The organism is Neoroseomonas rubea (genome assembly GCF_016106015.1).
In the GTDB taxonomy this organism is placed as follows: domain Bacteria; phylum Pseudomonadota; class Alphaproteobacteria; order Acetobacterales; family Acetobacteraceae; genus Neoroseomonas; species Neoroseomonas rubea.
The window spans coordinates 1-13759 of sequence record NZ_JACADQ010000011.1; the positions used below are offsets into that span (position 1 = coordinate 1).

Genomic DNA, 13759 nt, shown 5'->3' on the forward strand with positions numbered 1-13759 from the left:
CCGTCTGCTACATGTTCGAGGGCAGCTTCGTCGGCGGCATGCGCTACGTGCTGGAAATGGCGGGACGTGCGGGTGAGCCCGTCTGCCACGAAGTCGCATGCGCCGCGGCCGGGCATCCCGAATGTCGGTTTGAACTGCGATGCGATCCCGTCGCTTGAAGCAGCAACGCCGCTGACCGCGGCGGGGTGACTTCGCCGAAGCCTCGCTCGACACCAGCAGCATCGCCTTCGCGCTCGGCTGCGATGTGTGGTCGAGCAACGAGGCGCGCGTAACGGCGCGCAACGTCAGCGCCCCTGCGTTGGACCTCGCCGCGGCGCCGCTGGCGGTGCAGGTGGTGAAGCAACGCGTGGCTTGAGACGGCGTCGAGGTGGCGCCGAGCGCGGGAAGCAGGCCAACGACGGGTTGGGCAGGATCGCGATGGTGCTGGTGGCCATCGTGCTGCTGCTGCTCGTGGGCGAGGGCAGCGTCGTCGTCGTGCCGCCCAGGATGCCCGGTGGGTGAGTGGTTTTGGTGATTGATCTAGATCAGACCCCGCACGCGGAAACGGTAGCAGACTCTAAGCGATCGCACGCGAGTGGGTGCATCGCCTTCCACTCCGCCGGCGAGAGCAGGTAGGGGAGGAATCGGATGTTGATGCGGACGGCCGTTGCTACGGCAGCCCTTCTGCTTTCCGTGACAGCCGCCTCGGCTCAGTCGGCTCCGCCCGGTCCGACGCTCAGTCAGGTGCGCGAGCGTGGCACGCTCGCCTGTGGCGTTCCGCCCGGCGTGCCCGGCTTCGGGGCTCAGGCGGCCGGCGGCGCCTGGCAGGGCCTCGAGGTCGATATCTGCCGCGCCATCGCCGCCGCGGTGCTGGGCGACGCACAGCGCGCCAGCTTCACCCCTCTCAGCAGCCAGGCCCGCTTCCCCGCCCTCCAACAACGCCAAGTCGATGTGCTGACGCGCGCTGTGACCTGGACGCAGTCGCGGGATACGCAACTCGGCTTCAACTTCGGCCCCGTCACCTTTTACGATGGGCAGGGCTTCCTGACCCGCCGCGCTGACATTCGCCGTGCCCAGGACCTGCAGGGCAGTGCCATCTGCACCTTCGCGGGCTCAACAAGCGAAGCGAACCTCGCCGACTGGGCCCGCGCGAACCGCCTGACCTATACCGTCGTCCTGGTGGACCAGCCGGATGCCATGCGCGCTGCGTACGAGGAAGGCCGCTGCGCCGCCATGTCCACCGACGCCTCGCAGTTGGTCGGCATCTTGACCACGCTGCGTAACCCGGCCGAGCATCAGGTCCTGCCCGATCGCATCAGCAAGGAGCCGCTTGCTCCCGTGGTGCGTCACGGCGACGAGCAGTGGACCGAGATCGTCCGCTGGACAGTCTTCGCCTTGATCGAGGCCGAGGAACTCGGCGTCACGTCGGCCAATGCGGAAGCCATGCTGACCAGCGACAACCCGGCCATCCGCCGTCTGCTTGGCGCCATTGGTGACCATGGTCCGATGATGGGCCTTGACGCTCGCTGGGCCTTCAATGCCCTCCGCCAGGTCGGCAACTACGGCGAGATCTTCGAGCGGAACCTGGGCGCGGGATCACCCATCGGCTTGGCGCGCGGCGTCAACGACCTGTGGACACGCGCCGGTCTCATGTACGCGCCACCGATCCGCTGACACCGACAACGAGCTGCCCGACGCTGCCGGCCGGGGTGCGGACGCTGGCAGTGGAGACCAGCTTGGATGTGCCGAGCCTCGGGCCGGGCGCGACGGCGAACATCGACGTCACGGTGCCGGGCGCGCGGCTTGGAGACTTCGCCGAAGTCTCGCTCGACACCAGCAGCATCGCCTTCGTGCTCGACCGTCATGTTTGGTCGAACCACCGCGTGCGCGTGACGGCGCGGGTCGTGAAGCGCCTGGTGCCTTGATATGCGCAATGACCTGCACTCGGCGTCTTTCGAGGCCGCCAGCCGTGCCCGCGTGCTGCCCTGCCCAGCTGGATCCGCACCCGACGCACGCCCGGAGCCCGCGACTGATCACAAAACAGGCAAATCGAGCAGCGGGCGGAATCGCAGCCCAACACGACGGCAGGCCTGATCAGATTCAGCTAAAGGTGCGTCAGATTCGCTCCATTTCGGTCGGCCGGGCGATGACGCGTGAGGTGCCATCGCTTTGCATCCTTATTGCTGCTCTCGGAATTGCGCCGGGCCCCTTGCCGGGGCGTGGGGCATGTTTGCGCCATTCGAGCTGAAAGATTGCCGATGACGGTCCGGATGCACCTCGCGCTCGACCTCTGCATGACCCATCTCGACGGTCGCCGGCGCAGCCCCGGCTCCTGGGTGAACAGCGTCTATCCCGACCCCGCGGTGTTCGAGGACATCGCCCGCATCGCCGAGCGCGGTTGCATCGACATGCTGTTCTTCGGCGACGGTACCGGCATCCCGAGCACCTGGAAGGGCTCGGAGGATGATGCGGTGCGCTGGGGCATCGGCTGGAGGAGCGACTGTCCAACGATGTTGGATGAATTGTCGCTCGCCAGGCTGCTTCCGGGCACGCGCAGGCATGGCGCTCGACGGGACGGGCGCGTGGAAGCGGCGCAGGCTGCAAGGCCTTCGATACACTGAGGCCGGGCCCGACCTCCGCAAGCGTCGCGACACATGACCCTCGCGCGAGTCATCCCTGACGAGGGATGAAGCAAGCGAACGGCGGTTGCTCGGCAGCCAAGCGGCGGCGCTGTCGCGCGCGATCCCGGCCATGTCGGTGCGCCTGCAGTCCGAGCGGATCGCAGGGCTGGAGGATTGGGGTTCCGCGGCCTGATCGAGGTGTTCGCGCCTGGCGACGGTTCGAATCCGGTCGCACCGGCTCCGCCGGAATTCCCTTTCAATCAAGGCGTTCCTGCCAACGCTGCGCCTGATCCACAGTTGGGTCCACAAGTATCGACGCGGTGGGGTGCTGACTTCCTTAGGCAGGTCGCGCCTGATGCCGGGTCATGCGAGGCGGTTCTCGCACGCCCGCCGCATTGCGTTCCAGGCGGTGGAGCCGGGCGCGCAGCCCACCCCTTGCGTCCTGCTGGCCTGAGGCTGGAAGCGCGTCGCAGAGCCGACGACCGGCTGGAGTGGCAGCGCGCCCCGTCCCGTCACTGTGTCGTGTGGCCTTACCAGTATCGACGCGCGGCGCCGTTCATCCATTCGGGAAACATCCGGTGTAGCGCCGCAATGATCTCGTAGGGCGTCCGCGAAGCGGTCCGCAGATCACCGCCGGCCGCGAGATATGCGGCCTCGATCCGATGCGATGCGGCAGGCTCGGGCGTGCTCTCCGCGCAGATTTGTCGGTACGCCTCCCCGAGACTGACGGCGAACGCCGGGGTCCATTGGGTAGATGTGTAGAAGTTGCATCCGATCATAAAGATATTTTCGGCTGAACCAGGGGCGTGCGCCTTTGATTAAGCGCAAATTACGTGAAATTTTCTTGCGTGCTTATATCGGTCGTAACTCCTTTCTTATGTACAAAATCCTGACCTATCGAATGGATGAGGACCGTATCCCTTTCGCCTATGGCGCCAGACAGGCATATGTTCGGCGCGCCCAGTGGCCGACGCGCTGGTGTCTTCGAGACTTTCGCCCCGATCTTGAGCGGGCGAACGGGGACTGGTTCGACGCGACCGAGGGGGACAACGCCGATGAGATGCGCCTCGATGACGTGATTGCGCGACTTGTGCGCATGTAGGGCGCATCTCAACTCGGTGCTTCCTGTCCGCCTCCTCTTGCCTGGTCGAACGGTCGGGTGGGTTCGCAACTCTTCACTTGAGGCTGCGCCAGCCAGGACGATTCCCGCCTGCAAGGATTGGAGCGTGGCGGTAGAGGCCGTGTGTTTGTGATTGGGCATCCGGGCGCCCAATGCGCGCGATATAGAAGAATAAACTCCGAAATGACCAAAATTCGAAGAATTTTTTTACCAAACTGGATAAACAAGAATTAATCGACTGATTTCGGATGGTCTGATATAGTGCGATCCAACGAAAATAGAGTCGTGGGGATGGCGAATGGATCAGCACGCTCTTTTGGGGGTTATGTCGGCGATACGTCGGGCTCTCAACGAATTCGCCCAGAATTCGGATGATCCAATTCAGTCTTTGCAGCAATTATCCGTCGAGATTGACCGGCTCTTTTCCGTCGTGCTTGTTCGCTTGAGCGATGAAGATCAAGAAATCGCGACCGAATTGCAGGCGATCCTAATGGATCAAATTGCACTTATGCGGCGAGCGCGTTTGGCGAGTAACGGCTCGGTCAGTTTGCCGGGTGGCGTGTGAGTGGTTCGCCTATGCCTCCCGCTATGCCCGCCACGCTGACGCATGTCTCAAGAACCAAGGCGTGAAGGTCGAGCAATTCCAGTTCAGCGTGCAGCACAGCGGCCACTTCCTCGCCAATCTCGGCCAGAATTGACGGAAGTTCCTCCCGCACGAACGCTACGCGCGCCTTTGAGCGCGGAAGCACATCGCACCGCACCTTGGCTGCCGCCGGGCTCTATTGGTTCTCGATCATCCTGCTAGACGTCCGATCTCGGGCCGAACCTGCATGAAATGATCGTCGAAGCCTGTCGAATTCGCTACCTCGTTCTGCGCTCGCGCGTATGTGAAGCGTCAAGCTGGCCGAAGAGGCGGGGCGCTATCCGCGCGTGCGGGTCGGCTACAGCAATATCCGATCAGCCGGGAACGGCTGATCGAATTACGTGCTGTAGCACCACCGCAATTGCTGGGTCGCGCAGCCCGTCCCGCGCATCGACCGGCAGCATGACGCCATCCGGCCCCCGTCGCGGCCTGACTTCAAGCCGCACGCCGCGCAGCCGTGCCACCGTCAGGATCAGCTCCAACCCGCCCGGCCCTTCGGCCTTGGCATGGAACAGCGGGACGTGGCGCGGTTCCTCACGTAGCCAAATTCCGACGATCGACCAGCCGCAGCCTTCGCGCGCGTGCGGCTGCGTGCGCATCGCTTTTCGTGCCCCGGCGCACTCCCGCGTGGGTGCCTGTGCGCGCGTCGTTTCGCCCGCCTCCGTCATGGCGCTCCACCGCCGTTCTCCCGGTGCCATAGGCCATTCAGCCATTCGATTTCGTCCGCCGAGAGTGTCAGCCGACTTGCCTTGAGCAAGCGCGGAGCAGTTCGAGGCGCGCACGCTCGGCGACCGCGACGCCAGGGCGCCAGGCGAGGAACCCCATTTGTTTGTGCGCCGTCCTCGGCGCGAGCGTCGCGAAGGTGAAGGCGGGCGCTCGACGCCTGCGCGCCTCGGCTTCCATGAGCGCCGCGAGGAGAGGCCAGCCGATGCCGGCAGCGTCGAGCGTCCGGCCGATGGCGCGAGCAGCGGCGACAACCTCACCCACAACGGGGAGCCGAGCAGCGCAACCGCCTCGCCGATCCTCCGCGCCTGTGCGGGCGTCATCGGGCCGCCCCGTGATGCCCGCGGACCCCTTCAAGCGGCCCGTCCCGCGGGGGATCAGGGTCGCTTGGCCGGTAGGGCCGCGGCGCTGCCGGCGTCGCATCGTGCGCCGCCATCGCCTCGCGTTCGCCGGCGTCGTGTTCCATCGCGCCGCCCGATGCAGGGGCGAGCCTCGCCAGCGATGCCGCGCGCTCAGCGGCCGTCAGCCCCATGCATCCGCTTCACGGTCGCCGGGTTTGCGCTTTTCGCCGGCAACACTGGCAACAGTCCGTGCCGTCGCGTCCTGACGCGCGCGCCACGCCATAAGCCCCGCGAGCAGGTCCGGCGCGCGGGCGCTCACTCCTCGCCTTCGCGTCCTCACCTTCTGCGCCGCTCAGGATCGCATCGCGGACCGCATAGACGCGGAAGGGATTGAAGGCGCCCGGAACCCGCTCCGACCTCTGCAGGCGCCCATCGATCTTGTCCGCCTTTTGCGGCATGAGAAACCCAGCGCGATCAAGCGTCCGCGCGCCGGCCTTCGCTCTGAAGCAGCGCGAAGCCAAGCGAAGGGCGCGATCATCTTGTTGCTTTCTGCGGGCCACGAGATCGATCGAGAAGCGCGGCCGGGGACTGGTTCGACACGCTACGGCTGGCGCACGAGGTGGATCTCGACGATCCGCAGGCCATCGCAGGGATGAATGCGATGGTCGGGGCGGGGTCGTTCAGTGCGGAGAGGGTGGGGGAGGTGCTGGGGTGAGTGGCGCCTGCCAAGATCGGAGGCATGCCCGCCGCGTCTCGACGCCGGGCACGCTCTCACCTCTCGGCCGGACCTGCGGCGGCCGGCCTGGTGGGCTCCAGACGGTTTCGCCGATCCCAACCGTCGCCATCGAGCTGCCCCTCGTACGGCGTCTCCGGCGGTCCCCGCGCTTTTGGCGCCGTGTCAGCACGTCCATCGGCACCACGATGGCAGCAATATCGAAAGATGACGCCGGCGGCGGCGCTGCCGTTCGTATGTCAGCCCCCGGGGCCGTCCCTCATGACGTATCCCATCAGGTCGCCCACGTTGCGCTCCAAATCCCGAATGATTTCCTTGACGACGTCTCCGATCGAAATGACGCCCACGACCTTGCCCGCATCCAGGACAGGCAGATGGCGAAAGCCGCGCGCCGCCATCATTGCCATGCAGCTTTCCAGTCGGTCGTCCGGCTTGATCGTCACGGGGTTGCCCGTCATCACCTGGCTCACTGGCGTCTGCTTTGCATCAAGCCCGGGCAGCAGCACTTTGATGGCGCAGTCACCCTGGGTCACGATACCGACCAGCACGTCGTCGTCGATGACCAGCACCGACCGGACGCGGTTGTCGCGCATCTGACGCAGGGCTTCGACGACCATGTCGCCGGAACGCAGATGGATTAGGGCCCCACTCTTCTGGGCCAGGGCGCTTTTGACCGTGTTCATCGATTTCCTCTCCTGGGCCCTATTCTTCCCGGCCTTGGTAGTCTGCATGGAAGGAAAGGGCATCGGCAACGTCGACGTCACGGTACCGGGCGGTGACGACATTCCTGCTGGTGCTCCCGCTCTGCAGGCCGCGCTCTTCCTCGTCGCCGGCATCCTCGACCATGACGCGCATCGTCATGGGCGACCCGGTCGTCGCGAATCTCAAGGCGCCCTTCGCCGGTCGGTCGCTGCCGACACCGGTTCGTTGATCCCCACCACGGTAACCCGCCCCGCTGTCGAACACGGCCGAGGCAGCCGCGGTGCCGCGCGAGATTCGGCGGGGCCCTCAGTCCAGCGTCAGGCCGAGATCCGCGATGATCGGCCGCCAGCGCACCAGTTCCTCCCGGATCAGCCGCGCCATTGTGCGGCGATCCTGGAAGGCGCCGATGGTGCCGCCGGCGTTGAAGACCTGCTGCACCTCAGGTGTCTCCACCGCGTGCTTCAGCGACGCCTCCAGCCTGTCGAGCACGGCGGGCGGCGTGCGCGCCGGTGCGACGAAGCCCTGCCAGCCGCCGACCAGCACGGCGGGCAGGCCCTGCTCCACCGCGGTTGGCAGGTCGGGCATGAGCGGATGGCGCTGCGGTCCGAGGAAGGCCAGCGCACGCACGCGCCCCGCATCCATCATTGCCTTACTGACATTCACGCCATCCACCATCAGTTGGATGGAACCGCCCAGCATGTCCTGCAATGCCGGCGCGCTGCCGCGATAGGGCACGTGGACGATATTCAGCCCGGCGCTGCGGACGAAGAGTTCGAAACCGAGATGCGTGATGCTGCCCTGTCCGCCAGAGCCGAAGTTCAACTGCCCGGGTCGCGCCTTCGCATAGGCGACGAATTCCTGGAGGGTGCGCACGGGCAGCGTCGCGGGAACCGTGATGATCAGCCCTCCAAGCGTCACCGTGCCGAGCGGCTCGAAATCCTCCAGCACGTTGAAGGGCAGGTTGCGGTAGAGTAGCGGATTGATCGCGATCACCGAGTTGTTGACGTGGCAGATCGTGTAGCCGTCAGCCGCGCTACGCGCCGTGTGTTCCAGCGCCAGGTTGCCGTTCGCGCCGCCGCGGTTCTCCACCACGATCTGCTGGCCGAGCACATCGGACATCCGGGCCGCCAGCGGCCGGCCGACCTGGTCGGAGCCGCCGCCGGGCGGAAAGCCGATCACCATCCGCACGGGACGGGTGGGGAAGGACTGCGCGCGCACCGCCGAGGGGATGATCGCGGGCGCGAAGGGCAGCGCCGCAGCGGCGGCGAGAATCGAACGACGGTTCATCACGCCGTCACTTTCTGCTGGGCGGTCCGGATGGCATCGCCGGTCTCGGCGATGGCGGCTTCGAGCGCGGCGCCGGCGAGCGCATCCGCGATATAGCCGTCGTCATGCGATTTGGCCTGGTAGTCGGGCGAGAGCACGGCCTCGCGCAGCAGCACGATCAGCGCGTCGCGCAGATCGGGCGGCAGGCCGGCGGGAGCGTTGACGAATGTCATCTGCGTAAGCCGCCCGAAGGGATGCGCGCGCAGGCCGAGTTCGACCACCGTCGGCGCCTGCGGCAGCTGGCGCACCCGCTCCTCCTCGACCACCGCCAGCACGCGCAGCGCGCCGCCGCGGATCTGGCCGAATACGTCGTTGGGCTTGACGATGGCGAGGTCGAGATGGCCGCCGACCAGTTCCGTCGCGACGCGCGACGCGCCTGGATAGCCGACATAGGTGAATTGCCCGCCGATCTGATCCGCGATGCCGGCAAGCCGAAGGTGGCCGATCGTGCCGCGCGGCCCCGCCGCCCCCATCGAGGGGCCCGGCCCTGCGCGCATCGCCTCCAGTACCTGCTCGAAGCGCACGAAGCGGGAGCCGCTGCCGGTGACGATGACCAGCGGGTCCACCGCGACCCGGACCAGTGGCGTGAACTGCTCGAAGCGCAGCGGGATCTCATTCGCGACGATCTGGCCGATCAAGCCGGATGAGCCCATCCCGACCGTGCGGCCATCGGGGCGCGACTGCGCCAGGCGATTCATACCCACCATGGATCCGCCGCCGACCAAGTTCTCCACCACGAGCCTGTGGCCGCGCGGCTCCAGCACCGGCTGCAGGCGACGCGCCAACAAATCGGTCGCCCCGCCCGCGGCAAAGGGCACGATCATCCTGATCTCGGCTGGCAGGCCCTGGGCGAGGCCTGGGCACCCGAAGGCACTGGCCGCCAGAGCGGCCATCAGCGCACGTCGTTGCATGCGTCGTCTCCTTCCTCCCGTTCCGCGCGGCAGGCGGCCGCGCAACTCTCACGTCACGTCACGTCACGGCGTCGGCTTCCGCCATCGCCTGGAGCATGTCATCGCGTGCTCCACGGATGTGCCGGTCGTGCAGGGCGCCGGCTGCCTCGGCATCGCCTTGGGCCAGCGCCTCGATGAGCGCGTCATGCTCGCGCAGCACGACCTGAAGGCGGCCGCGGCGGTAGCCGAAGCGAACGCGCAGCGCGCCGATAAGGTCGCTGTGCAGGTCGAGCAGCCGGATCGCCTCGTCATTGCCGGTCGCGACCTCGACGGTCCGGTGGAATGCGCGGTTGAGGCGCGCCACCAGAGCCGGGTCGCGCCCCGCCGGCGCCCGGCGCATCTCGCCCTGGATGCGCTTGAGCGTCGCGATCCCTGCCGCATCAATCAGCCCGGCGGCCTGGCGCGTCAGGTAGCCCTCCAGCGCCTCGCGGATGGCGAAGATGTTCCGCACGAATCGCTCATTCATGCGCCGCACCGTGGCGCCGCGGTTGGGCGCCATCACCACCAGACCCTCGCCCTGCAATTGCTGCAGCGCCTCGCGCACGGGCATGTGGGACAGGCCGTAGCGGGTCGCGAGGTCCTGGATCTTCAGTCGCGCGCCCGGCGCGATGCGGCCGGCCAGGATGTCGGCGCGCAGCCTTTCATGCACGCGCTGGTAGACGGTGCTGCCGAAGGGCAGGGCGACTTCATCGGCATCGGCGGGACGGATGAGCGACAAAGCGTGATCTCCTGCGGCGGGAGAGTTGCCAACCCCCTCTAAGGAAGTCAACACTCGTTTGTCGATTTGATCATAAATGGGAAGATCGCCATGAAGGTCACAGCCGTCCGCGTCTGGCGGACGCGGTTCCAGGCGATGAAGGAAGGCGCCGCCCACAAGGTGCTGCCCATCGAGGTGATGACGGATGAGGCCATCGCCGGCGCCGGAGAAATCGGCCTCGCCTACGGCCATGGCGGGCGCGGCGCGGCGGAGATCCTCCTGGAACTGGCGACGGCGAAGCTGCTCGGCCGCGACCCGTTCCGCACCGAGCAGATCCAGGACGAGATGCGCCGCGACAGCTTCTGGGGCCATGTCCCGGGCCCCATCCTCGGCGCCGCGATCAGCGCACTGGACGAGGCGCTGTGGGACATCAAGGGCAAGGCGCTCGGCCAGCCCGTGCATGCGCTGCTCGGCGGCGCCTGCCGCGAGAAGCTGCGCGTGTACTGCAATGGCTGGTACCGCGGCCTCGGCGCGCCCGACGCCTATGCCGCGGCCGCGCGCGCCGTGCAGGCGCGCGGCTTCACCGCCCTGAAGTTCGACCCCATGAAGCTCGACGCGCAGGGCCGCGCTTTCCATGTCTCCCGCCAGATCGAGCGCTGGCTGGAAGACCTCGCCGTCGCACGCGTGGAGGCGGTGCGCGACGCGGTCGGTCCCGGCATGGACATCATCATCGAACTGCACGGCAACATGTGGCCGATGGATTCCATCCGCTTCGGCCGCCGCATCGCTCATGCCCGGCCGTTCTGCATGGAGGAGGTCGCCGATGCGGAGGATGCGAGCGCGGCGCGCGAGGTTGGGCTGCAGACCGGCATCGCCATCGCCGGCGGCGAGAGGCTGTCCACGCTCGGCGATTTCCGGCGGCATTTCGAGGTGAAGGCCTTCGCCCTCGCCCAGCCGGACATGGGCATCGCCGGCGGCTTCACCGGCGTGCGGCAGATCGCGGCGTTGGCCGCGGCGCATGGCGTCTATATCCAGCCGCATAATTGTGGCGGTCCGGTCTCGACAGCCGCATGCGTGAACCTCTCCTTCGCGACGCCCAACTGCCTGATCCAGGAAGTCTTCCCGACCTGGCCGGAGGACGACCGGCTCGACATGGTGGAGGAGCCCTTCGAGCGGACCATCGTGGACGGCCATCTCCCGCTTTCGAGCCGGCCCGGCCTGGGTGTCGAGCTGCGCGCCGACTACCTGTCCCGTTGCGAGCTGCTTGGCGAGGCGCGCGCTTGAGGGGGGCGCGCGTGTGTGGCGACTGTTCGAGGCCGAGGGCACTCCCTCCGCCAGTTCCCTGACGAGCCGCGCTCTCCGCCAAGCCGACCGCCGCGCCGAGTGGCAGGTCCCCGGGCTTTTCGCGACCGACCTTCTGAGCGACCGGACGCAGAGTAGGCTGAATATAGTTGTCTGGAATGCAATTCTCTATGGATATCCTGAATTGGCCAATTTGGTAGAACGCGAATAGGACAGTTTAAAGCGCCGATTATACTGCGATCTGCACTTGTCCGGCTTTCAATCTGGCTTGCCTGAAATCCTTGTTTTGAGAGTGAACACTCTGGTGCGGGTCGGGCGCCCCTTTCAGAAACTGTCGCCAGACAGCACATGATAAAGTCTGACATGAGGATGGGCGGGTGGGCGGAACACCAAATGCGAACCCGGCGGCGGAGCTTGAGGGGTTAGTCCGGCGGCGCTTCGTCGTCGGCCGCCGCAGCATGTCGGCTCTGCGATGAGGGTGGCGCTCGCGTTGCTGCAGCACCAGGGGAACAAGCGCCCGGCCTTCACGCGCATGCTTGAAGCTGCGGAACGCGAGGCCCACGAGACGTGCTGGTCCGAGACTAAGCAGGACGCGGACGCGCTGCACGCCATCATCGCCCAGGCGGACGCGAAGCGGGCATGGAAGCAGAACAGGCGAGCGCGACAGTCGTCACGCGCGGCACGGGCGCGCGACACAGGAAGGAAAGCCATGACAGAGACATCAGGCGTGACGCGGCGCGGGGTGATGGGCGGAACGGCCGGGCTGGCTGCGGGGGCAGGACTCGTGCTGCCGGCTGAAGAAGTCCTGGCGCAGGCCGCCGGCGGATCGGCGCGGACGGTGACCTCGGGACCGGCCTCCGTCGCGGCGGCGGAGGCCGCCGTGGCGCGCCACGCAGAAGCCATCCTGCGGATCCGCCGCGAAGTCTGGGAACTCGCTGAGCTCTCCCTAGTCGAAGCGTACTCATTCCGCGTGCACCTGCGGGAACTCGAGGCGGCGGGCTTCCGCACCCTCTCGGTCGGCACGTCGGGCTTTCCCACCGCCTTCGTCAGTGAGTGGACGCAGGGCAGCGGCGGCCCGGTGATCGCCTTCCTGCCCGAATACGATGCGCTGCCGGGGCTCGGCAACGCGGCCGAGGCACTGCAGACGCCGGCCGCGTCAGGCAATACCAACGGCCACGGGTGCGGGCACGACATGCTGGGCGCGGGCTGCACCGGTGCAGCCGTCGCGCTGAAGACGATGATGCAGGCTACCGGCACGCCCGGGACCGTGCGCGTCTTTGGCTGCGCTGCCGAAGAGGTCGAGGGCGCGAAGGTCTATTTCGTTCGCGACGGGCTGTTCCGTGATGTGGACGCCTCGATCGCCTTTCACCCCGCACCCTATGCCATCACCGGCGAGATAAGCACCGCGGCCTTGGCGGCGATCAACGTCCGCTTCAGCGGGCGCACCGCGCATGCCGGCAACACGCCATGGGACGGGCGCTCGGCGCTGAAGGGGGCGGAACTCTTCGGCGCCGGCATGCAGTTCATGCGCGAGCACGTGCGGCCGACCACGCGCATCCACTACATCTACGAGCAAACGGGTGTCGCACCCAACATCGTGCCGGACTTCGCGCAGGTCTGGCTGACCATCCGCGCGGCCGATGCACCGGCCGTGTCGGAGCTCGTAGCCTGGGCGCGCGACGTTGCCGCCGGCGCCGGGTTGATGACGCAGACCCAGGCGGAGTTCCAGGTCTACTACGGCATGACCGAGCTTGTTCCGAACCTGCCGATGATCGGCTTGGCGCAGGCGCATATGCAGGCGCGCCCGCCGGCATGGACCGAGGCGGAGCAGACCTTCGCCCGCGGCTGTCAGCGCGAGATGAGGTTGCCCGAGACCGGCCTTGCCACCGAGGTCCTGCCCCCCCTGCCGCTGACGCGGGTCGGCGGTTCGTCCGATCTGGGCGATGTGTCGAAGGTCACGCCGCTGGGCGTGTTCGGCTGGCCGACTGTGGGGATGGGGACGTCGCTGCATACCTGGGCGGTCACCGCCTGCGGCGGTACGTCAATCGGCGACCGCGCATCGCTTGACACCGCGCGGATCATGGCTGGCATGGGATACGACCTCATGACGAACCCGGCGCTCCGAGAGGCCGCAAAGGCTGATCTCGCCCGTCGGGTTGCGGCAGCGCCCTACGTGCCGCTACTGCCGCCCGAGATGAGGGAGCCGCGCGGCGTTCCTGCTTGGCTACGCAAGACAGGCCTCGACGACTTCGTCGCGACAGAGAACAGGCTTTGAGCCGGACGTGCTCCAGGAGCTCGAGCGCGAATGAGCATCACCACGGCTGCGAGGTCCCGGTACAGCCGGTAGATCCTCTTCGCGTTCACATGCCAGCCCTCCCGCCGCACCAGCACCTGGATCCGGCGATAGCCGTACCGCACGCGCGTCGCCGCGATCTCCTTGATCCGACCGATCAGCGCAGCCTGCGAGCGACGCCTGCCACAGCAGTGGTACGTCGACGGCTCCATCCGGATCACCGCGCAGGCCCGACGGATCGAGACCTTCCACGCACCCCGGACGTCGTCCACCAATTGGCGTCGCCGCGCAGGCCTCAGAGCTTTCTTGCCAGGACGTCCTGCTGACCC

General features: G+C 67.1%; 15 protein-coding genes. 8 read left to right on the forward strand and 7 right to left on the reverse strand.

What is annotated here, in order from left to right:
* The first annotated feature begins 351 nt into the window (after nt 1-351).
* From HW577_RS02695 to HW577_RS02720, 6 genes are all read left to right on the forward strand, one after another.
* Complete coding sequence (locus HW577_RS02695) at nt 352-501, forward strand: hypothetical protein (RefSeq protein ID WP_198374517.1); 150 nt, start codon at nt 352-354, stop codon at nt 499-501.
* 126 nt (nt 502-627) lie between these two features.
* Nucleotides 628-1653 (forward strand): amino acid ABC transporter substrate-binding protein, encoded by a 1026-nt coding sequence (locus HW577_RS02700; RefSeq protein WP_198374518.1) that lies wholly within the window; start codon nt 628-630, stop codon nt 1651-1653.
* A 62-nt stretch (nt 1654-1715) separates the two neighbouring features.
* Entirely contained in the window at nt 1716-1904 is a 189-nt protein-coding gene (locus HW577_RS02705; RefSeq protein WP_232474638.1) for a hypothetical protein, read from the forward strand.
* Between the two features lie 333 nt (nt 1905-2237).
* Nucleotides 2238-2600 (forward strand): hypothetical protein, encoded by a 363-nt coding sequence (locus tag HW577_RS02710; protein WP_198374519.1) that lies wholly within the window; start codon nt 2238-2240, stop codon nt 2598-2600.
* A gap of 1418 nt (nt 2601-4018) precedes the next feature.
* Entirely contained in the window at nt 4019-4285 is a 267-nt protein-coding gene (locus HW577_RS02715) for a Clp protease/crotonase-like domain-containing protein (protein ID WP_198374520.1), read from the forward strand.
* Complete coding sequence (locus HW577_RS02720; RefSeq protein WP_198374521.1) at nt 4275-4418, forward strand: hypothetical protein; 144 nt, start codon at nt 4275-4277, stop codon at nt 4416-4418. Before HW577_RS02715 ends, HW577_RS02720 begins: the two co-directional genes overlap by 11 nt.
* A 259-nt stretch (nt 4419-4677) precedes the next feature.
* Here the strand turns inward: HW577_RS02720 and HW577_RS02725 are convergent, their stop codons facing one another.
* The 6 genes from HW577_RS02725 to HW577_RS02750 form a co-directional block, all read right to left on the reverse strand.
* Nucleotides 4678-4962 carry a hypothetical protein gene (locus tag HW577_RS02725; protein WP_198374522.1) on the reverse strand — a complete coding sequence of 95 codons (285 nt, stop codon included), beginning with the start codon at nt 4960-4962 and terminating at the stop codon, nt 4678-4680.
* A gap of 1437 nt (nt 4963-6399) precedes the next feature.
* On the reverse strand, nt 6400-6843 hold the full coding sequence (locus HW577_RS02730; protein ID WP_198374523.1) for a CBS domain-containing protein: 444 nt from the start codon (nt 6841-6843) through the stop codon (nt 6400-6402).
* Between the two features lie 19 nt (nt 6844-6862).
* Nucleotides 6863-7021, reverse strand: a complete 159-nt coding sequence (locus tag HW577_RS02735; RefSeq protein WP_198374524.1) for a hypothetical protein — start codon at nt 7019-7021, stop codon at nt 6863-6865.
* A 147-nt stretch (nt 7022-7168) separates the two neighbouring features.
* Complete coding sequence (locus HW577_RS02740; protein ID WP_198374525.1) at nt 7169-8149, reverse strand: Bug family tripartite tricarboxylate transporter substrate binding protein; 981 nt, start codon at nt 8147-8149, stop codon at nt 7169-7171.
* Nucleotides 8149-9099, reverse strand: coding sequence for a tripartite tricarboxylate transporter substrate binding protein (locus HW577_RS02745; protein WP_198374526.1), 951 nt, complete (start codon nt 9097-9099; stop codon nt 8149-8151). The genes HW577_RS02740 and HW577_RS02745 overlap by 1 nt, the downstream gene beginning before the upstream one ends.
* A gap of 58 nt (nt 9100-9157) precedes the next feature.
* Complete coding sequence (locus HW577_RS02750) at nt 9158-9856, reverse strand: GntR family transcriptional regulator (protein WP_198374527.1); 699 nt, start codon at nt 9854-9856, stop codon at nt 9158-9160.
* Between the two features lie 90 nt (nt 9857-9946).
* Between HW577_RS02750 and HW577_RS02755 the strand changes: the two genes are divergently transcribed.
* Both HW577_RS02755 and HW577_RS02760 read left to right on the forward strand, forming a co-directional pair.
* Nucleotides 9947-11119: a mandelate racemase/muconate lactonizing enzyme family protein gene (locus tag HW577_RS02755; protein WP_198374528.1), complete on the forward strand. Its 1173-nt coding sequence runs from the start codon at nt 9947-9949 to the stop codon at nt 11117-11119.
* A 490-nt stretch (nt 11120-11609) separates the two neighbouring features.
* The gene (locus HW577_RS02760; RefSeq protein WP_198374529.1) at nt 11610-13412 is read left to right on the forward strand and encodes an amidohydrolase; all 1803 of its coding nucleotides are present in this window, start codon (nt 11610-11612) and stop codon (nt 13410-13412) included.
* Here the strand turns inward: HW577_RS02760 and HW577_RS27125 are convergent.
* Entirely contained in the window at nt 13307-13642 is a 336-nt protein-coding gene (locus HW577_RS27125) for an IS3 family transposase (protein ID WP_408639517.1), read from the reverse strand. The genes HW577_RS02760 and HW577_RS27125 overlap by 106 nt on opposite strands.
* Between the last annotated feature and the right edge of the window lie 117 nt (nt 13643-13759).